Source organism: Brenneria sp. L3-3C-1 (genome assembly GCF_016456245.1).
Taxonomy (GTDB): domain Bacteria; phylum Pseudomonadota; class Gammaproteobacteria; order Enterobacterales; family Enterobacteriaceae; genus Brenneria.
Window position 1 is genome coordinate 226,664 of the sequence record NZ_JAEMHF010000001.1, and the last position, 19,364, is coordinate 246,027.

Below are 19,364 nucleotides of genomic sequence, written 5' to 3' on the forward strand. Positions count from 1 at the left end.
TTTAGTGCTGACAGATTTTGCTGGCGCTGGTGGTAAACCCGGTATCCAGCGGAATAAACTTGCCTCGCTCGGCCAGAAACTGTACCAGCATGGCGGCGCTCATCTCCGCGGCTGAGCAAGTGTGGAAACGTGCGTCGTGGCCAAAACGGCGCTCAATGGCGGCGATAAGCTGCTCGGTGGTGAAAGATTCACCGGTGGCGATCATCATTTGCAAGATTTCATGGCCGTGAATGGATGACATATCTTAACCCTCAACGTAAGCAATTGTGCTTATTATGCCTGTTGCCGATGTCCGGTGCGATAGCGCGCGTGAGATATCCGCTGACGATTAGCGCGGCGGCAAAGCGGAATGAGCGTCGTTGAATTCTAGTACCTCGGCTAACGCCCCGTTATACTAGACGATTCCGGCAGCGGGTCACGTTGCTCCTTTTTCATTTTCATGAGTACGGCACGCTGACGCAAGGTGCGGCGTGTGTCGCTCTCATGAGTTAAACAGTCAGTTGGTCTTTAATGCGATTGGACAAATTTTTATCCCAGCAATTGGAAATCAGCCGTTCGCTGGTGGCGCGCGAACTGCGCGCGCAGCGGGTCACCGTTGATGGTGAGGTGGTAAAAAGCGGCGCTTTTAAGCTGTTGCCTGAACATGAGGTGGCGTTTGATGGTAATCCGTTGATACAGCAATCCGGGCCTCGCTATTTTATGCTGAATAAACCGCAGGGCTATGTGTGTTCAACGGAAGATCCCGATCATCCGACCATTCTGTATTTTATGGATGTTCCCGTCGCGTATAAGCTGCATGCGGCAGGGCGTCTGGATATCGATACCACCGGGCTGGTGCTGCTGACCGATGACGGACAATGGTCGCATCGTATTACTTCGCCTAAGCATCACTGTGAGAAAACCTATCTGGTGACGCTGGAACAGCCATTAAGCGAGGATACCGCAGCGCAGTTTGCCCACGGCGTGCAGTTGCATGGCGAGAAGCATTTAACCAAACCCGCTACGCTGGAGCGGATAACGGATTATCAGGTGCGTCTGACCATCAGCGAAGGGCGTTATCATCAGGTGAAAAGGATGTTCGCCGCGGTCGGCAATCGTGTCGTACAGCTGCATCGTGAGCGTATCGGCGATATCATCCTGGACAGCGCATTAGAACCGGGCGAATACCGGGAACTGAGCAGCCAGGAAATCGCCGGCATCAGATAAGCCGTCCGCATAAGCGCTACGCCAAGTCGTTGCGGCCCATTCTAATTTTGTGACAGCGAGCGGTCGTCGGCTGTCACATATCTTTGTTTTTCCCGCTATTCATTCCCCGGTTGCTCCGATATGCCTTGGACACATCTGCGTTCGGTAGGTTAATTTGTTTTATATATGTAAAATATATGACTTATAAGTGAACAAATAAAGTAAAAGGGGTTGAGGTATTACGTGGAAAAGGTTACATATAGCCTGAAAAGAAGCGTAATTTGTGATCGCTCTAACATTAATGTGTCTTGCTGTAACCTATATCAACATGTGTAGAGGCTTGTTTGAGTCGATCCTGTTGCTTTTTATAGCCTTAAAAAGTGGCAAAAGATGTGGCGCTCAGGCTACTATGATAAATATGTTATTGTATTGTGAATTTGCAGTAAAATTTAACCTGAGGAAGAACAGTAGTGGATAACTTCCAACTTTCGGTAGTGCATCGTTTGCCGCAAAGTTATCGCTGGTTATCGGGTTTTGCCGGTGTAAAAGTTGAACCGATTCCGTTGAGCGGCAGAGATGAAGGCAATAATCTGATTGGTCTCAAATTGTTGAGTCACGATGGCGATGTCGCGTGGAAAATTATGCACCAGTTGAATCAGTCTCTGAGCGAAATTCAGGTTGAGTGCGCCGTTGTGGAATGGGAAGGCGAGCCTTGCCTGTTTTTACACCGTAATGATGAAAGCACGGTTATGTGTCGTTTGAAAAATGTCGGCGTGGCGATTGCTGAAACCGTGTCGGCACAGTATCCGTTTTGAGCGGCAACATCCGTCCCCCCGGCATTGCCGCGCTTCCTGGTATATCGTGGTTTAATGCCCGTCGTTTATTACGACGACAATTGCAACAGTTCCCGCGTGTAGTCTTGTGCCGGATGCGTGAATACCTGCCGGCAGTCGCCTTGTTCCACCACTTCACCTTGTTTTAGCACGATAACCTGATGACACAATGCCCGAACCACCTGTAGATCGTGACTGATAAACAGATAAGCCAGCTGGTGCTTCTGCTGAAGCGACTTCAGCAAGGCGAGTATCTGAGCCTGCACCGTTCTGTCCAACGACGACGTAGGCTCATCAAGGATCAGCAGTTCCGGTTGCAGGATTAGCGCCCGGGCAATCGCAATACGCTGACGTTGTCCTCCTGAAAACTCGGAAGGGTAACGATGACGCGTGGCCGGATCTAATCCCACCTCCTGCATGGCCTCAATCACCCGCTGTTCCCGCGCCGCATTGCTGAGTTTTTGATGTACGGTCAGCCCTTCGGAAATAATCTGTTCGGCGTTCAGCCGCGGGTTCAGCGCGGAGTTGGGATCTTGAAAGACCACCTGGATCCGCCGCCGGAAGGGCAACATCCGCTGGCGGTTAAATTCATGCAGCGGCTGGTTATCAAACCAGATTTCTCCGCGGGAACGCAGCAAACGTAGTAACGCCAGCCCGGTGGTGCTTTTCCCCGAACCGGATTCGCCCACCAGCCCCAGGCTTTCTCCCCGCCGCAACGTGAAACTGATATCTTTAACCACCTGTTTTTCATCGACGGTGCGTCGCAGCAGGCCGCGTTTGACGGGGAAGGAGACTTGCAGCTGATTAACCCGCAGAATTGGCGCCTCTTCGCTGGTTAACGGCTGTGGCTCGCCGGAGGGGTCGGCGTCCAGCAACTGACGGGTATAGGGATGCCGGGGGGCGGCAAATAGCCCTGCGCAGGTGTTGCGCTCAATGCATCTGCCCGTCTGCATGACGGCCACGTTATCGGCTAAGCGCCGGACGATATTCAGGTTGTGGGTGATGAATAACAGACTCATCCCCAGTTCCTGTTTCAGCTCGTCCAGCAGCTTCAGAATTTGCGCCTGTACGGTAACGTCCAGCGCGGTGGTGGGTTCATCGGCGATCAATAGATCGGGCTGGGTCAGCAAGGCCATGGCGATCATCACCCGCTGCCGTTCGCCGCCGGAAAGCTGGTGGGGAAAATCGCCTAACCGGCTTTTGGCCTGCCGAATGCCCACGCGATCCAGACAGGAAACCACCTCGCTGCGGGCAACCTCATTACGCATTCCCCGGTGCAGCGATAGCACTTCGACTAACTGCTTCTCAATGCTTTGCAGCGGATTGAGCGAAACCATCGGTTCCTGGAAGATCATGGCGATGCGATCGCCGCGTATCTGACGCAGTATTTTTTCCTCGGCATGCAGCAGCGACTGGCCGGCGAACAAAATATCACCCTGCGGATAGACCACCGGGGGGGACGGGAGTAAACGGAGAACCGACAGCGCGGTGACGCTTTTTCCCGAACCCGATTCGCCAACCAGCGCCAGCGTTTCACCGGCATTGACCGTTAGCGAAAGTTGGTCGACTACCCGCTGTTCCTGCGTTCCGCTGCGGAACGCGATGCTGAGATCCTGAATATGTAATAAAGGAGATGACATATTAATGCGCCTTGCTGGGGTCAAAGGCGTCGCGCACCGCTTCGCCGATAAAAATGAGTAATGACAGCACAATAGACAACACCATAAATACGGTAATGCCCAGCCAGGGAGCCTGAAGGTTGTTTTTGCCCTCCAGCAATAACGTGCCTAATGAGGGGGAGCCCATCGGCAAACCAAATCCCAGAAAGTCCAATGAGGTGAGCGTGGTGATCGAACCACACAGAATAAACGGCAGATAGGTCAGCGTGGCGACCATCGCGTTGGGTAGCATGCAGCGATACATAATAACCCGATCGCTGACGCCCATCGACTGCGCCGCGCGGATATAGTCGAAATTGCGGGTGCGAAGGAACTCGGCCCGCACCACGCCCACCAGGCTCATCCAGCCGAATAACACGGTAATGCCCAGCAGCCACCAGAAATCAGGCTGAATTACGCTGGAAAGCAGAATAATCAGAAACAGCGTAGGCATACCGGACCAGACCTCGATAAAACGCTGCCCCCACAGATCCAGTCGGCCGCCGTAATATCCTTGCGTTGCCCCCGCGGTAATGCCAATCACGCTGGAGAGCGCGGTCAGCGCCAGGCCAAACAGCAGCGAGATGCGAAAGCCGTATAACACCTGAGCGACGACATCTTTTCCCTGGCTGTCCGTTCCCAGCAGGTTGCGCCATGACGGCGGCGAAGGGAACGACACGGTGGTGGCGTAGTTGATGGTGTCGTAGTTATAGCGAACCGGCGGCCACAGGGCCCAGCCGTGAGCGTCAAGGCGTTGCGCGATATAAGGGTCGCGGAAGTCCGTCGCGGTATCAAACTGGCCGCCAAAAGTCGTTTCGCTGTAGTCGACGAAAACCGGCGCATAGAGTTGGCCGTCATACTTCACCAGCAGCGGTTTGTCATTGGCGATCAGTTCTGAGAACAGGGAGACGATAAACAGCGCCAGAAAGATCCACAACGACCAATATCCCCGGCGATTACTTTTAAAACGCGCCCAGCGCGCCTGATTAATCGGGCTTAATCGGCTCATTGGCGTCCCTCGAAATCAATACGCGGATCAACCAGCGTATAGGTCATATCACTGAGGATATTCAATAACAAACCGATCAGCGTAAAGATGTAAAGCGTACCGAACATCACTGGGTAGTCGCGTTGCAGCGTGGCGTCATAACCCAACAGCCCCAGCCCGTTCAGCGAGAACATCACTTCAATTAACAGCGAACCGGTAAAAAACATGCTGATAAAGGTGGCCGGGAACCCGGCAATCACCAGCAGCATGGCGTTGCGAAAAACGTGGCGATAGAGAATGCTTTTCTCATCCAGCCCTTTGGCGCGCGCGGTGACCACATACTGTTTCCGGATCTCGTCCATGAATGAGTTTTTGGTCAGCATGGTCAGGGTGGCGAAACCGCCGATCACCGAGGCCAACACCGGCAAGGCGATGTGCCACAGATAGTCGGTTACTTTGCTGTGCCAGGGCAGGGTGTCAAAATTGCTGGACACCAGACCGCGTAAAGGGAACCAGTCCAGATAGCTGCCGCCGGCGAACAGAACAATCAACAGAATGGCAAACAGAAAAGCCGGAATGGCATAGCCGATAATGATCAGCGTACTGCTCCAGGTGTCAAACGGCGTGCCGTTTTTCACCGCTTTCTTGATCCCGAGAGGAATGGAAACCAGATAAATGATCAAGGTGCTCCACAAGCCCAGGGTAATCGAAACCGGCATGCTTTCCTTAATCAATTGCATTACCGACGATCCGCGGAACAGGCTGTCGCCGAAGTCAAAGCGCATGTAATCCCACAGCAGCTTGAAATAACGCTCATGAATGGGTTTGTCAAAACCATAGCGCCGGGTGATTTCTTCAATCACTTCCGGATCCAGCCCGCGCGCGCCACGATAGCTATTTTCGATAGACGGCGCGCCGTTTCCGCCTGAACGGGCGATGCCGGCATCAATGCCGCCGCTGGCGGTGAAACCGCTGCCATGACCCATTTCAATTGCGGCGATGGCCTGATCGACCGGGCCGCCCGGCGCGATTTGTACAATAAAGAAATTGATGGTGATAATCGCCCACAGTGTCGGGATCACCAATAAAAGACGGCGTAACAGGTAAGCGCCCACGTTGACTCCTTAACGTCGCTCTGCCGGCAGTGTTGCCGCGTGTTTAACATCGTACCACCAGCCATCAAAACCTAACGAGTAGGCCGGGCGAATAGCCGGCATGGCAAACTTATTCCAGTAGGCAAAACGGTCGTGATTGGAATACCACATGGGGATCATAAACTGATTCCAGGTCAGCACGCGGTCCAGCGCCCGGCCTAACGACAGCAGCGGGGCTTTCTGTCCCTGATGTGCGACGATCGCCTCAATCAGTGAATCAACGGCCGGATCGTTCACGCCGGGCGTGTTGTAGCTGGAATCGATATAGTGCGAGTGCCAGCGTATTTGCAGGTCATCATTGGGATAGAGAACGGCGCTGTATAGCGTTGGCAGCATATCAAAATCACGCTTGCGCAGGCGGCTGGTGAATTGCGCGCTGTCAATATTACGCACGGTCATGTTGATGCCCAGCTTTTTTAAATTCTGCTGAAAAGGCAGCACATACAGGGAATTCGCCGCGCTGGGCAGCAGCAATTCGAAAGTAAACGGCTTGCCGGTCTGGCGGTTAACCAGTTGCTGATTTTTCAACTCCCATCCGGCCTGCTCCAACAGTTTCAGCGCTGTTAACCAGTTCTGCCGATCGTAGCCGCTGCCGTCGGAAGAGGGCGATTGATAACGGGGGCCGAACACCTCGGGGGGAAGCTTATCCTTCAATGGCGTCAGCCAGGCCAATTCGTCGGCGCCCGGCTCCCCGGTGGCGGCATACTCGGTATTTTGAAAATAGCTATTGGCGCGCTGATAGGCGCTATAAAAAAGCGCTTTGTTCATCCAGTTGAAGTCGAATGCCAGCGTCAGCGCCTGGCGCACCCGCCGATCGCTGAATATTGGCCGTTGAATATTAAAGGCCAGCCAGCGGGTATCCTGTGCGGACTGGTTTTCCTGATCCTGCTTGAGAATGTAGCCGCGTTCAAAGTTGCCGCCATGATATTGCGTCGCCCAGTGTTTCGGCGAGCTTTCCACCCGCATATCGAACGCTCCCGCTTTAAAGGCTTCCATCGCCACGCTGTCATCCAGATAGTAGTCATAGCGGATGGTGTCAAAATTATACTGGCCTTTGTTCACCGGGAGATCGGCGGCCCAATAGTCTTTCACGCGTGAATAGGTGACGTATTGTCCGGTACGGTAAGCGGTGATGCGGTACGGGCCGCTGGCCGGAGGAGGATAGGATAACGGCTCGCTAAAATTGTGATTTTTCCAGAACTTCTCCGGCATGATAGGCAGCGAGAGCAGGCTGAACATGCGGTTTTTATCAGGGACGGGAAAATCAAAACGCACGATAAGCGGCGCCACGGCTTTGGCGGTAACCCCTTTGAAGTAGAGACGAAACTGCGGCACACCCTGCGTCATAAACATATTGTAGGTAAACGCCACGTCGGCGGCGGTAATCGGCGAGCCATCATGGAAACGCGCGTTGGGGTTCAACGTGGCTTCTATCCAGTGAAAATTGGCGTCGTGACGGGTTGATTGGGCCACTAACGGATAATAACTGCCGGGTTCATCGTCGGAGGCGACAAACAGTGAATCATAGAGACGTTCGGTACGAACCGCCGCCACGCCACGCAGAGCATAGCGGTTAAAGTTATCGAATGTGCCAAGTGCGCTGAGCGTGATACTGCCGCCTTTCGGGGCATCGGGATTGACATAGTCAAAATGACGGAAATCGGCGCGGTATTTAGGTTCACCCAAAAGCGCGAAAGCATCGCTGTGCCCAATAGTTTCGGTTTCGGCATACGATCCCAGGGACAGGGTGTAAAGTAATACGGCAGTCATGACACGTTTCAACATCTTAACGGTAATCTCCTGCGGATGAATTCGATTTACCCAAGGCCTGTGTTCAGGCGTGATTTTCTATAGAGGTTTTTAACGTCATAAAGTTCTTGAAACAACAGGCATTATCATTACCTCCCTAAACCCGATTTTCCACTTTTACCACGAATTCCACCCATAGACCTACCATAATCATCATCTGACCAGGGCGTAGCTACGCTGAGCGCAAAGCGCCGTCGGCGCGGGGCAAATAAAAAACGCCGCTTATTGCTAAGCAGCGTTCCATCATCTCGTTTGGTATTGTACATCGTACATCAAGGGGAGAAATCGATTAGCTGTTCGTTCCTTTGCTCAGTACGCGCCGGGCTTCGTGATAACGTTTTTTCCAATAGCTTTCATCCATATTGGAAATCATCACGCCGCTGCTGGTTGAGGCATGAACGAACTGGTTATTACCGAGATAAATACCGACATGGCGCCCGGTTGAACCGGCACGGAACAGGACAAGATCGCCGGGACGCAGTTTAGCGGGTTGGATCTTCTGGCCGATTTCTTGTTGTTCGTAGGTTGAGCGGGGTAAATCCATACCGAACTGTTCGCGGAACGTTCGTTGAACGAACGCGGAACAATCGATGCCGCGCTTGCTGTCGCCGCCTAAACGGTAGCGCACACCTTTCCAACTGGCATATTGGTTAAGTAACTTGGATTTGATATCCACGTTACGAACTAATGCTTCAAATTCATCCTGAGAGGCTTGCAGTAAAAGACCGTCTTTATCATTGACTGCATGCATCTCAGTTTGAGCATTTTGATTGTTAGATGCACTGTTACTACCACATGCGGAAAGCGTTATTGCTATCGCCACGGCAGGCAACGCCCGCCAGATATATCTCAAAATCGGTTGAGACTTGACCATTATTGTTATGTTCCCTTGAAGTCCTTAACGATAAATACCGTTATGTAATAAATGCCAAACGAAAACGAGATTCAGATTAAAGCAGAGTTCCCGGTTCACCAAATGCGCAACGGTGAAAACGTGCCGGAATGCACATTATTTTCTTATTTCCGCTAGTTCAAGGAGTGGAAAAAAGCAAACTTCGTTGAGACTACCGTATCGATAAACAGATTGCGAGCAGTTTTAACTATTTTATTTATAAGATTTAATGATGAAATTAGCAAAAAAAACGATGTAAAAAAAACTCAAATAACAGCACTTTTTGTTGAGGAAATGTGTCAGTAAACAATCTCGTGCTGGTTTTGTGGCGGGGACGGGACGGTTTTATTTGCCGATCGATTAGACGATCGGCAAGAAGAACGTGGTCGTAATTGAGGGTTAGGGATGGTTTTTTCTTAACGAGTATTTGCCGGGCAAACAGCATTGCAGCAAATTAATTAATGCGTCGCTGGCGGGGGTGAGCAGCCACCAGCTTAATCCGACCAGCACAACCGAGAGCGAGCCAACCGCAATGTCGCTAAACCAGTGGGCACCGATCATGATACGGGGTAAGGCGAAAACCACCGCGATTGCGACGCTTGCCGCGAACGCGCTTCGGGTAAAGTAGCGTAACATGAAGGCGGCGAACACCATCAGCATCATGCCGTGATCGCCCGGGAAACTGTCTTTTGACGCATCTTTGGCGGGAATATCCGTCAGGTCGGCAACCCGGTTGATATCGCTGAAGTAAAGCGTGGGGCTGGCATGCTGAACCGGCAATAAATGTCCCAGTTGATTAAGCACCAACGCGGTGAACAGCATAACGATGCCGATAATCAGCAAACGTCGGCGCTCTGGCGGCGCGGCCTTTAGATAAAACGACAGATACAACAGGCCCATCACGATGAGCGCGCAGCCATCAAACGCCCGCAGGTTGGTCAGCGCCACCCATTTCAGGAATAGCGGGCTTTGGGTGAGTTGATGATTAAAATAGAAGAAAATATGGCTGTCCAACCTAAACCAAAAGCCGTGGTTTGGCGGCAGATACCAGGATAAAAATAGCCCAATACCCAAGATATTGAGCAGCAAAATAGCAGGAATATTACGTCGAGACATGCGGGGAATAACTCAAAATCCGAGAACCAAACGGTTATTCTATTCCGCCGTAGTTAAACGAGCCTTTAACAGCCCGGCTTGTAAATTATTCCATTCTGCCGGTTGTTCATTAATCAACTCAATACGGCTATCGACCGGTGCGGCGGGTTTGGTTTCAATATGCAGGTCGAACCCCTGACGATTGACGATCAACGTGCCTTCCTTTATTCGCATAACCCCTTTGACCCGGCTGACCGGGGACAGACGAACCCAATCCAGCAGCGCGGCGGTATCAAATAGCGTCTCCGCAGAGAAAACCCAGCCGCAGGCGTGGTAGCCCTGACCCTGATTCAATGAACGGCGCCAGGAGCCTGCGTCCGGCAGCCGTAAAGCGGCCAGTCCGTGCGTGGCGTTGTGCGGGTGATGGTGCGCGCTTGCCGGCAGTTCACGCACGTTATGACGCGGCTGGTCCAACAACTGCCGATCGATCTGTCCCCGCGAGGCCGGAACAATAAGCCGATCGTCGTGATTATTGCGCTGCCACTGTCGTAAAGCGGCGCGATCCGCATCGCCATAGGTGTCCTGCTTGTTGGCGACGATAATGTCGGCGGCGGCCAGTTGATCGCGGAAATTTTCATTTTCCGTATAACGCGGCTCATGCAGTTGGCGGGCGTCCAGCAGACAGAGTGTCGCCTGTAACGTCAGCCAGGGCTGGTAACTTTCGCCCGTCAGCAACGAAAGGATCTGTTTCGGGTGACCCAGGCCGGTGGGTTCAATCAACAAACGGTGCGGTTTTTTCTGCTGTAGCAGCATGTTCAGCCCGATTTGCATCGGCAAGCCATTCACGCAGCACATGCAGCCGCCGGGGATTTCTTTCAATACCGCCCCGCAATCCGCCAGTAACGCGCCGTCAATCCCAACCTCGCCAAATTCATTGACCAATACGGCCCAGACTTCATGCTCGGGTTTCTGAGCAAGCAGATGACGAATCGTCGTGGTTTTGCCACTGCCAAGAAAGCCGGTAATCAAATTCACTTTCGTTAACAAAACAGGCTCCAGAGCGAATATTGGAAAGGATTGATCCCGCCGCGTCGCCCGGCGGGATGAGCAACGGGAACTTAATCGGCACGTCCCATGTAACGGCGCTCAGGGATATGGATACGGATTTTCTCGCCGGCGCTCAGATATTCCGGCACCTGAATGGTCAGGCCGGTTGCCATGGTCGCCGGTTTGTTGCGAGCGCTGGCTGACGCGCCTTTGATGCCCGGGGCGGTGTCGATAATCTCCATATCCACCGTTTGCGGCAATTCAAGCGCGATGATTTGACCATCCCATGACAGCACCTGAATACCGGGCATACCGCCTTCGGGGATAAACAGCAGCTCTTCTTCTATCTGTTCTTTTTTGAAGTGGTAAGGCGTGTAATCTTCGTCATCCATAAAGACGTATTCGTCGCCGTCAATATAAGAGAAGGTGACGGTGCGGCGGGTCAGGGAAATGGTATCGAGAATATCATCGCCTTTAAAACGTTCTTCAACCTTTAACCCGGTGCGCACGTCGGAAAAACGCATTTTGTACAATGTGCTGGCGCCGCGGGCGCTTGGGCTCTGGATATCGACGTCTTTCACGAATAACAGCTTGCCGTTATAGTTAACGACCATACCGCGTTTAATTTCGTTCGCTCTTGCCATAAAAATTACCTGTTATGAGGAGTGAGTTTTTTGTGGCGACACGTTACTCGCGCCGCCGGATTCAGGCAAGCGGGAATTCATACGTCAAGCATCATTTAATAATAGCGCCCGCACGAATAACCGGATGGCCGATAGGCGTAGGTTTTTGCCCGGATGACTGTTAAGGTGTCGAACGATCCCTGATCTTTGGTCAGCCCGCCGGAGAGCTTACTGATGGACTGTCGCCCTGATTGCGGCGCCTGCTGCATCGCGCCCTCAATATCCAGCCCGCTGCCGGGGATGCCCAACGGCAAGCCTGCCAATACCCGGTGTATTCACCTGGATGCGCATATGCGCTGCGGACTGTTTCATTCGCCGCTCAGACCCGCGGTGTGCGCCGGGTTACAGCCGCGGGCCGATATGTGTTTCAGCCATCGGGACGATGCGCTGATTTACCTGATCCAACTGGAAGCCGACACCGCGCCTGACGGTGATCGCGTTACGCGTCTTTGATGCGCCACAGGCAATAACCCGATCCGACTATCATGATCAGCGCAATAAAGAAAACGGCGTGATAGTTCCAGATTTCCGCGACGATACCGGCCAGTGAGCCAGAAATAATCCAGCCTACCCGGGTGGTGTTAGTAAAGAGCGTTGTTGCCGCGCCGGCCTGACCGGGCATCAGATCCTGAAAATACAGCATGCCGATCCCGGCGAGAATGCCAATAAACACCGCGTTCAGCAGCTGTAACGCTAGCAAGGCAATCTCGCTATCAAGAAACAATAATCCTACATAAAACAGCAGGCCGGCAGAGATTGCCAGCCGCATAAGAAAGCGTTTGCCAAAACGTCTGGCGACATAACCGGCGATCAGCATGGTCGGGATCTCCAACCCGGCGGCGGTTCCCATCATCACTCCGGCCAGTTTTTCCGGCAGATGCAACTCATGCACCAGGTAGAGCGGCATATTGATGATGTAGATACCGTTACAGGTCCACATCAGCGTGCAGGCGGCGAATAACAGTAGCGTGTCTCTGCGGTTGCGACGGGGAGATTCCAGGGTGGCGGCGGTTTTCACCTTCACTTTCGGCATGGACGGCAGAAAAAGCCTGACCAGTATGCCGCAGAGGATAAAAACCACCGCGGCGGTCAGATACATGGCCGTGAAGCCAAAACCCAGGGCCAGGGCAAATGCGATGGGCGGGCCGACAACCCATGAGAGGGAGATCTGCGCGCGCAGGATGGAGCTGAACATCGCGGCTTCTCGGCCCGTGCGATCCGCATGTTCCCGGGCCAGTGCGAAGAGCTGCGGGTTGGCGGTAGAGCCGAAACTGCTGAGCAATACGCCGACGAACAGCAAAATGAAGTAATTACGGTTCCAGGCAAACAAAATACAGGCCAGGGCGCCTAATAAACAGCACAGAAAAATAAGCGTCTTGCGATCGCCCTGCCGATCTGAGCGGGTCGCCAGTAGCTGGCTGACGATTATGCCGATGACCGCGCTGCCGGTATAGAACATCCCAACCAGAAATGGCCGTACCTGCACTTCTGTGGAAAGGAAAAGGCTGAGGGTCGGAAGTTGCAATGCCCCGGCGATCCCGGTCAGGAATGCGATGACTAAAAAGGCTAACGAAGTCAGGTCGGGCTGACGTCGGGTTGTGCTGACGGTTGTGTGCATAAAGTGGTAACGCTTAAGCAGCAGGCAGAGGAGAGATCGAGCGCGTCATTCTACGCCGGTTTATAAAAAAACAGAAAAACTGTTTCATTATTTTTCTTCAGCAAGGTTTCAGCTTAAGGCGATTTTTATGGCGCCGCTGCGGTTGGTGCAGGCAAAAATGTGCGTGATGTCATAATTTCGTTACGCCGATTGTGCAGAATACTTGCATAAACCTCGTAATGGCAACAGACTCATTGAAACGTTTCAGCGATGTCTTTGGAAGCAATGCCTACACGAGCCACGCTTTTTTCCACATAAAAGCTGAAACGATTCAACTTTCAGTAAGAGAGGAGAGCCATGTTCCAGTTGTCACAGCAAGATATTCATTTAGGCGCGACGGCCAGCAGCAAGCAGGAAGCCATACAGCTTGTTGCTTCCGCACTGACCGACGCCGGGTGCGTCAGCGCAGCGTATGTCGATGGCATGCTACAGCGCGAACAACAGACGTCCACTTATCTGGGAAGCGGTATTGCGATCCCGCACGGCACCACCGATACCCGCGATTTGGTGCTGAAAACCGGAATACAGGTTTTCCAGTTTCCTCAGGGCATCGCCTGGGGTGAAGACCAGACCGCTTATGTCGTGCTGGGGATCGCCGCGCGTTCCGATGAGCATCTGGCGTTGTTACGTCAACTCACGCATGTGCTTAGCGACGACCGCGTCGCCGCGCGTTTGGCGAGCACCGACTCGGCGGAAGAATTCCGCAGCCTGCTGATGGGCGAGCAGCAACTGGCCGATTTCCGTTTCGATACTTCGCTGATTTCACTGGATGTGGCGACGGACAACCTGCTGACGCTTCAGGCGCTGAACGCCGGTCGTCTGCAACAGATCGGCGCGGTGGATGCCGGTTTCGTCAGCGCGGTTGTCGGCGCCACGCCGCTGAATCTGGGGCAGGGCGTCTGGTTCAGCGACAACGCCGAGGGGAACCTCAGCAGCGCGGTCGCCGTTGCTCGTCCCGCCGCGCCGTTTAAGGTTGATGATGAGTCGGTCGCATTGCTGGTGACGGTCGCCGCCGCCGATGAACAAGCGCTTCCGCCGATTGATTACCTGAGCAAACTACTGATCGAACAAAAAGCTGAACGTCTGCTGACCGCCGACGCCGCAACGCTGTTGGCGCTGCTGACCAGCGACGTGCCGGAAGAAAGTAAAGTACTGACGGCCGAATTCACCATTCGCAACGACCATGGTTTGCATGCGCGTCCGGGCACGATGCTGGTTAACGTGATCAAACAGTTCGGCAGCGAAATTACCGTCGCCAACCTTAACGGTACGGGCAAACCGGTGAACGGTCGCAGCCTGATGAAAGTTATCGCGCTGGGTGTGAAGAAAGGTCACAAACTGCGGTTTACCGCGAACGGCGACGATGCCGAGCAGGCGCTGGCCGCCATTGGCGAAGCCATTAGTTCTGGTTTGGGCGAGGAGGCAGCATGAGCAGGCGAGTTGCCACCATTACCCTGAATCCGGCTTACGATCTGGTTGGCTATTGCCCGGAGATTGAGCGGGGCGAAGTGAACCTGGTTCAGACGGCAGGCCTCCACGCCGCCGGCAAAGGTATTAACGTTGCCAAGGTGCTGAAAGACCTCGGGATTGATGTCACGGTGGGTGGATTCCTGGGCAAAGACAATCAGGATGGTTTCCAGCAGTTGTTCAGCGAACTGGGCATTGCAAACCGCTTTCAGGTGGTTTCAGGCCGCACGCGTATCAATGTCAAATTAACAGAACAAGACGGCGATGTTACCGACTTCAATTTTTCCGGGTTTGATGTTACGCCGCAGGACTGGCAGCGCTTTGTCAACGACTCGCTGAGTTGGCTGGGGCAGTTCGACATGGTCGCCGTTAGCGGAAGTCTGCCGGCGGGTGTCGCGCCCGACGACTTTACCGACTGGATGTCCCGCCTGCGCAGCCAATGTCCCTGCATTATTTTCGACAGCAGCCGCGACGCGCTGGTGGCAGGTTTGAAAGCCGCGCCCTGGTTGGTAAAACCCAATCGCCGGGAACTGGAAATCTGGGCCGGACGTAAGTTGCCTACGCTGGCGGATGTGGTTGATGCCGCGCATGCGCTGCGTGAGCAGGGTATCGCGCATGTCGTGATCTCATTGGGAGCGGAAGGCGCCCTGTGGGTGAATGCCTCGGGCGCATGGTTGGCGAAACCGCCGGCCTGCGAAGTGATCAGTACGGTAGGAGCAGGCGACTCCATGGTTGGGGGACTGATTTATGGCTTATTAATGCGTGAGTCCAGTGAACATACTTTGCGTCTGGCGACGGCGGTGTCCGCACTGGCCGTAAGCCAAAGCAATGTTGGAATTACCGACCGTCCTCAGTTGGCCGCAATGATGGCGCGTGTCGATCTGAAACCCTTTAATTAACAGCAGGAGACAAACAATGAAAACGCTGCTGATTTTAGATAAATCACTGGGTCTGGCGAGAAGCCATCTGGTGAAGAACCTACTCGGCGCTGCCGCTGCGAAAGCAGGGCTGACGTTTACGGAACAGGCTGACGAGTCTGAATTGGTGATCATTCTGGGTGCGACCGCCGCGGCGGACAGCGCGTTGAATGGCAAACGCGTGTTTGTGGGCGATGTGGAGCTGGCAGCCAGCCAGCCGGACGCGTTCCTCGCCAAGGCGCAAGCGGAAGCCGCGACCTATCAGGCCGCCGCGTCAGCACCGGTTCAGCAAAATACCGCAGCCAAACGCATTGTTGCGGTGACGGCCTGTCCGACAGGCGTCGCCCATACGTTTATGGCCGCTGAAGCGATTGAAACCGAAGCGAAAAAACGCGGCTGGTGGGTCAAAGTGGAAACCCGCGGCTCGGTGGGCGCCGGGAATCCGATTACGCCGGAAGAGGTCGAACAGGCCGATCTGGTGATCGTCGCCGCGGATATCGAAGTCGATCTGAGCAAGTTCGCCGGTAAGAAAATGTACCGCACTTCTACAGGCCTGGCGCTGAAAAAGACCGCACAGGAACTGGATAAAGCGGTAGCGGAAGCCAAAGTTTATCAGCCGAGCGGTCAAACAACGGCGGCAGGCACGGAATCCGCTCAGAAAGGCGGCGCGGGTCCGTATCGTCACCTGCTGACGGGCGTGTCTTACATGCTGCCGATGGTGGTTGCCGGCGGTCTGTGTATCGCGCTGTCGTTTGTGTTTGGTATCGAGGCCTTTAAACAGGAAGGAACGCTGGCGGCGGCGCTGATGCAGATCGGCGGCGGTTCCGCGTTTGCGCTGATGGTGCCGATACTGGCCGGTTACATCGCCTTCTCCATCGCCGACCGTCCGGGGTTAACGCCGGGCCTGGTCGGCGGGATGTTGGCGGTCAGCACCGGCGCGGGTTTCCTCGGCGGGATCATCGCCGGTTTCCTGGCCGGTTACGTTGCCAGAGAGATAAACAACCGGCTGCCGTTGCCGCAGAGTATGGCCGCGCTTAAGCCTATTCTGATTATTCCGCTGATCGCGACGCTGATTACCGGCCTGATCATGATTTATGTCGTTGGTACGCCAGTGGCTAAAATCCTGACCGGCCTGACAGGCTGGCTGCAATCCATGGGAACGGCGAATGCGGTGATCCTGGGGGCGATCCTGGGCGGCATGATGTGTACGGATATGGGCGGGCCGGTAAACAAAGTGGCCTATGTATTTGGCACCACGCTGCTCAGTAGTCAGATTTACGCGCCGATGGCCGCGGTCATGGCGGGCGGTATGGTTCCGCCGCTGGCGATGGGGCTGGCGACTTTTCTGGCGCGCAACAAGTTCAACACGACCGAGCGTGAAGGGGGCAAAGCCGCGTTGGTTCTGGGGCTGTGCTTTATTTCCGAAGGGGCTATTCCGTTTGCGGCCCGCGATCCGATGCGTGTTCTGCCGTGCTGTATCGTCGGCGGGGCGCTGACAGGCGCGTTGTCCATGGCGGTCGGCGCGAAACTGATGGCGCCGCACGGCGGTCTGTTTGTTCTGCTGATCCCTGGCGCGATTACGCCGGCTATTGGTTATCTGCTGTCAATCATTGCCGGAACCGTGGTGGCGGGCGTGCTGTACGCGTTGCTAAAGCGCCCGGATGAACAATTGGTAAAAGCTTAATCGTTCGGCCATAAACAGGGAGGTTGTGGAGTAGCGCCAGTCGGCATCATGCCGACTGGCGCTATTTTTTTCGATGGGGTTAAGCCTGAGATTTTAGCCAGGCAATTTCTTGCGCCCAGATATCCGGGTTAACGGTTTCCAGAATCAAAGGGATCCCGTCAAAACGTTTATCTTTCATGATATAGCTGAAGGCGGTTTTACCAATATTGCCTTCACCCAGACTATGATGCCGGTCGACGCGGCTATTGAATTCGCTTTTCGCATCATTTAAATGCATCCCCCGCAGGTAATGGAATCCCACCACGCGTTCAAATTCGGCAAACGTCGATTCACAGGTTTCTGTAGTACGTAAATCGTAACCGCCGGCGAAAGCATGGCAGGTATCTATACAGACGCCCACGCGGTTTTTATCTTCAACTCGGTCGATAATGGCGGCCAGATGTTCGAAACGGTATCCCAGATTGCTCCCTTGTCCGGCGGTATTTTCGATAACGGCGGTCACCCCCTGCGTTTCCGCCAACGCGAGATTAATCGACTCGGCGATACGTGCCAGACAGCGATCTTCATCAATCTGTTTCAAATGGCTGCCCGGATGGAAATTAAGCAAGCTCAGTCCGAGCTGTTGGCAGCGGCGCATTTCGTCAATAAAGGCGACGCGAGACTTCTCCAGCGCCGCGTCTTCGGGGTGTCCGAGGTTAATCAGATAACTGTCATGAGGCAGGATCTGGGCCGGCGCGTAGGCATAGCGTTCACAAGCCGCTTTAAACCGTTCGATGATTTCCGCAGTGAGCGGCGCCGCCTCCCATTGGCGCTGGTTTTTCGTAAACAGCGCGAACGCCGTTGCGTTCAGTTCATGGGCGCGAATAACGGCTTGATCGACGCCGCCGGCGGCGCTGACGTGGGCACCTACGTATTTCATGTTCTTCTCCTCTTGATGACGGCGGCATTATGCCATTGTCCGGTGGGGTAATGAGACGTTAACGGATAAATTATTCGCGCCAATGGCATCATTTCAACGGCTGGATTGATATCCGCTCCGTCAGCGGCCGCCGCGGTTTTGCCTGGCGCCGATCCCATGGTGATACTTTCGGAATATTTGCCGGTCAGAGAATAAAAAAAGTTATTAAACTTATCGCTGATAAGTCGGGAAGCCGCGTTATCGTTCTGTGACAGGAGATGTTCGGGGGCGGCACAGCAGAAAGAGTCAACATTTTGTAACGCTGTTCTGCGTATTCCGAGCGACGGGCTCAGCCTATAATCAGAAGACTTAAAAAATAAATTGATTAATATATTCGCAACCTATAGCTATTTTCGATAAAGAGCCCTTATGCATATCACTTTACGCCAGCTGGAAGTTTTTGCAGAAGTCCTGAGGAGTGGTTCCACCACTCAGGCTTCGGTTGTGCTTGCACTCTCTCAATCCGCCGTGAGTGCCGCATTGGCCGATTTGGAAGGGCAACTGGGCGTTCAGCTTTTTGATCGCGTCGGCAAACGACTGGTGGTGAATGAGCATGGCAGACTGCTCTATCCGAAGGCTTTGTCGTTGCTTGAACAATCACTGGAGGTGGAACAACTTTTTCGCCAGGACAATGGGGCATTGCGCATTTATGCCAGCAGCACCATCGGCAACTATCTGTTGCCGGCCATGATTGCCCGTTACCGGCAGGATTTCCCCGACATTCCTCTGGAACTGCATGTTGGGAACACGCAGGATGTGATTACCAGCCTGTCGGAGTTCAGTGTCGACCTTGGGTTGATAGAAGGGCCATGCCATCATACCGATCTGGTTACCCAACCCTGGCTGGAAGATGAACTGGTGGTTTTTTGTTCGCCGACGCATCCGCTTAGCCAGCGGGAACTTTCCCTATCATCATTGGCCGACGCGCCCTGGATTATGCGCGAACGCGGTTCGGGAACGCGGGAAGTGCTGGATCATCTGCTGCTGGCGCGTTTGCCTCATTTTCGTTTAGTGATGGAGTTGGGCAATTCCGAGGCCATTAAACACGCGGTACGTCATGGTATTGGTATTAGCTGTCTGTCGCGCCAGGTCATTGCCGAACAGTTGGAAACCGGCACGCTGGTTGAGTTGTCTGTGCCGTTGCCCAAATTCATGCGTACGCTGTATCTGGTTCATCACCGTCAGAAGCATATTTCGAATGTTTTGCAGCGTTTCCTGAGTTATTGCCGGGAGGCCGGATAGGAAAAAGCTATTGCTAATGATCGGCTTCGAGTTATTAAGCTATCTTATAACACAGCGATCATGGCTATTCAGATAAAGGCTATTTGCTACAATCC

Annotated in this window: 18 protein-coding genes; 7 read left to right on the forward strand and 11 right to left on the reverse strand. The window is 53.9% G+C overall.

The features are described from left to right. Position 1 precedes the first annotated feature (1 nt). Positions 2 to 241: a YecH family metal-binding protein gene (locus tag JG725_RS01035; protein WP_199376175.1), complete on the reverse strand. Its 240-nt coding sequence runs from the start codon at positions 239 to 241 to the stop codon at positions 2 to 4. A 269-nt stretch (positions 242 to 510) separates the two neighbouring features. Between JG725_RS01035 and rsuA the strand changes: the two genes are divergently transcribed. Continuing rightward, a complete protein-coding gene (rsuA, locus tag JG725_RS01040) occupies positions 511 to 1,206 on the forward strand; it encodes a 16S rRNA pseudouridine(516) synthase RsuA (RefSeq protein WP_172288255.1) in 696 nt (231 codons plus the stop codon). Between the two features lie 449 nt (positions 1,207 to 1,655). Next, a complete protein-coding gene (locus JG725_RS01045) occupies positions 1,656 to 2,000 on the forward strand; it encodes a YejG family protein (protein ID WP_172288253.1) in 345 nt (114 codons plus the stop codon). A gap of 68 nt (positions 2,001 to 2,068) precedes the next feature. On the opposite strand, the gene yejF is transcribed toward JG725_RS01045, so the two are convergent. The 8 genes from yejF to yeiP all read right to left on the reverse strand — a co-directional run bounded on the left by yejF (position 2,069) and on the right by yeiP (position 11,305). Beyond that, entirely contained in the window at positions 2,069 to 3,658 is a 1,590-nt protein-coding gene (gene yejF, locus JG725_RS01050; protein WP_199376177.1) for a microcin C ABC transporter ATP-binding protein YejF, read from the reverse strand. A 1-nt stretch (position 3,659) separates the two neighbouring features. Beyond that, the gene (locus tag JG725_RS01055; RefSeq protein ID WP_172288249.1) at positions 3,660 to 4,685 is read right to left on the reverse strand and encodes an ABC transporter permease; all 1,026 of its coding nucleotides are present in this window, start codon (positions 4,683 to 4,685) and stop codon (positions 3,660 to 3,662) included. Then, positions 4,682 to 5,779, reverse strand: a complete 1,098-nt coding sequence (locus tag JG725_RS01060) for a microcin C ABC transporter permease YejB (protein ID WP_172288247.1) — start codon at positions 5,777 to 5,779, stop codon at positions 4,682 to 4,684. Before JG725_RS01060 ends, JG725_RS01055 begins: the two co-directional genes overlap by 4 nt. Before the next feature lie 9 nt (positions 5,780 to 5,788). Next, complete coding sequence (locus JG725_RS01065) at positions 5,789 to 7,588, reverse strand: extracellular solute-binding protein (protein WP_370541598.1); 1,800 nt, start codon at positions 7,586 to 7,588, stop codon at positions 5,789 to 5,791. Between the two features lie 328 nt (positions 7,589 to 7,916). Next, entirely contained in the window at positions 7,917 to 8,501 is a 585-nt protein-coding gene (gene mepS / locus JG725_RS01070; RefSeq protein WP_172288243.1) for a bifunctional murein DD-endopeptidase/murein LD-carboxypeptidase, read from the reverse strand. 417 nt (positions 8,502 to 8,918) lie between these two features. Continuing rightward, a complete protein-coding gene (locus tag JG725_RS01075; RefSeq protein ID WP_172288241.1) occupies positions 8,919 to 9,635 on the reverse strand; it encodes a phosphatase PAP2 family protein in 717 nt (238 codons plus the stop codon). A 39-nt stretch (positions 9,636 to 9,674) separates the two neighbouring features. Then, positions 9,675 to 10,661 (reverse strand): GTP-binding protein, encoded by a 987-nt coding sequence (locus JG725_RS01080; RefSeq protein WP_199376181.1) that lies wholly within the window; start codon positions 10,659 to 10,661, stop codon positions 9,675 to 9,677. Between the two features lie 71 nt (positions 10,662 to 10,732). After that, positions 10,733 to 11,305 (reverse strand): elongation factor P-like protein YeiP, encoded by a 573-nt coding sequence (gene yeiP, locus JG725_RS01085; protein WP_172288237.1) that lies wholly within the window; start codon positions 11,303 to 11,305, stop codon positions 10,733 to 10,735. Positions 11,306 to 11,518: 213 nt separating this feature from the next. On the opposite strand from yeiP, the gene JG725_RS01090 reads away from it, so the two are divergent. Then, entirely contained in the window at positions 11,519 to 11,797 is a 279-nt protein-coding gene (locus tag JG725_RS01090) for a YkgJ family cysteine cluster protein (protein ID WP_172288235.1), read from the forward strand. Here JG725_RS01090 and setB read toward each other — a convergent pair. Then, a complete protein-coding gene (gene setB / locus JG725_RS01095; RefSeq protein WP_172288233.1) occupies positions 11,784 to 12,962 on the reverse strand; it encodes a sugar efflux transporter SetB in 1,179 nt (392 codons plus the stop codon). The two genes, JG725_RS01090 and setB, sit on opposite strands and share 14 nt — an antisense overlap. Before the next feature lie 336 nt (positions 12,963 to 13,298). Here setB and fruB point away from each other — a divergent pair, with 336 nt between their 5' ends. From fruB to fruA, 3 genes are read left to right on the forward strand one after another with little or no spacing between them, the layout of a single operon-like run. Then, positions 13,299 to 14,432: a fused PTS fructose transporter subunit IIA/HPr protein gene (gene fruB, locus JG725_RS01100; protein WP_172288231.1), complete on the forward strand. Its 1,134-nt coding sequence runs from the start codon at positions 13,299 to 13,301 to the stop codon at positions 14,430 to 14,432. After that, entirely contained in the window at positions 14,429 to 15,367 is a 939-nt protein-coding gene (gene fruK, locus JG725_RS01105; RefSeq protein ID WP_172288229.1) for a 1-phosphofructokinase, read from the forward strand. The genes fruB and fruK overlap by 4 nt, the downstream gene beginning before the upstream one ends. Positions 15,368 to 15,383: 16 nt before the next feature. Beyond that, entirely contained in the window at positions 15,384 to 17,069 is a 1,686-nt protein-coding gene (gene fruA / locus JG725_RS01110) for a PTS fructose transporter subunit IIBC (RefSeq protein ID WP_172288227.1), read from the forward strand. 79 nt (positions 17,070 to 17,148) lie between these two features. Here fruA and nfo read toward each other — a convergent pair whose 3' ends face one another. Next, positions 17,149 to 17,988 carry a deoxyribonuclease IV gene (nfo, locus tag JG725_RS01115; RefSeq protein WP_199376183.1) on the reverse strand — a complete coding sequence of 280 codons (840 nt, stop codon included), beginning with the start codon at positions 17,986 to 17,988 and terminating at the stop codon, positions 17,149 to 17,151. 408 nt (positions 17,989 to 18,396) lie between these two features. Here nfo and yieE point away from each other — a divergent pair, with 408 nt between their 5' ends. Further along, positions 18,397 to 19,269, forward strand: a complete 873-nt coding sequence (gene yieE, locus JG725_RS01120) for a DNA-binding transcriptional regulator YeiE (RefSeq protein ID WP_172288223.1) — start codon at positions 18,397 to 18,399, stop codon at positions 19,267 to 19,269. The last annotated feature ends 95 nt before the right edge of the window (positions 19,270 to 19,364 follow it).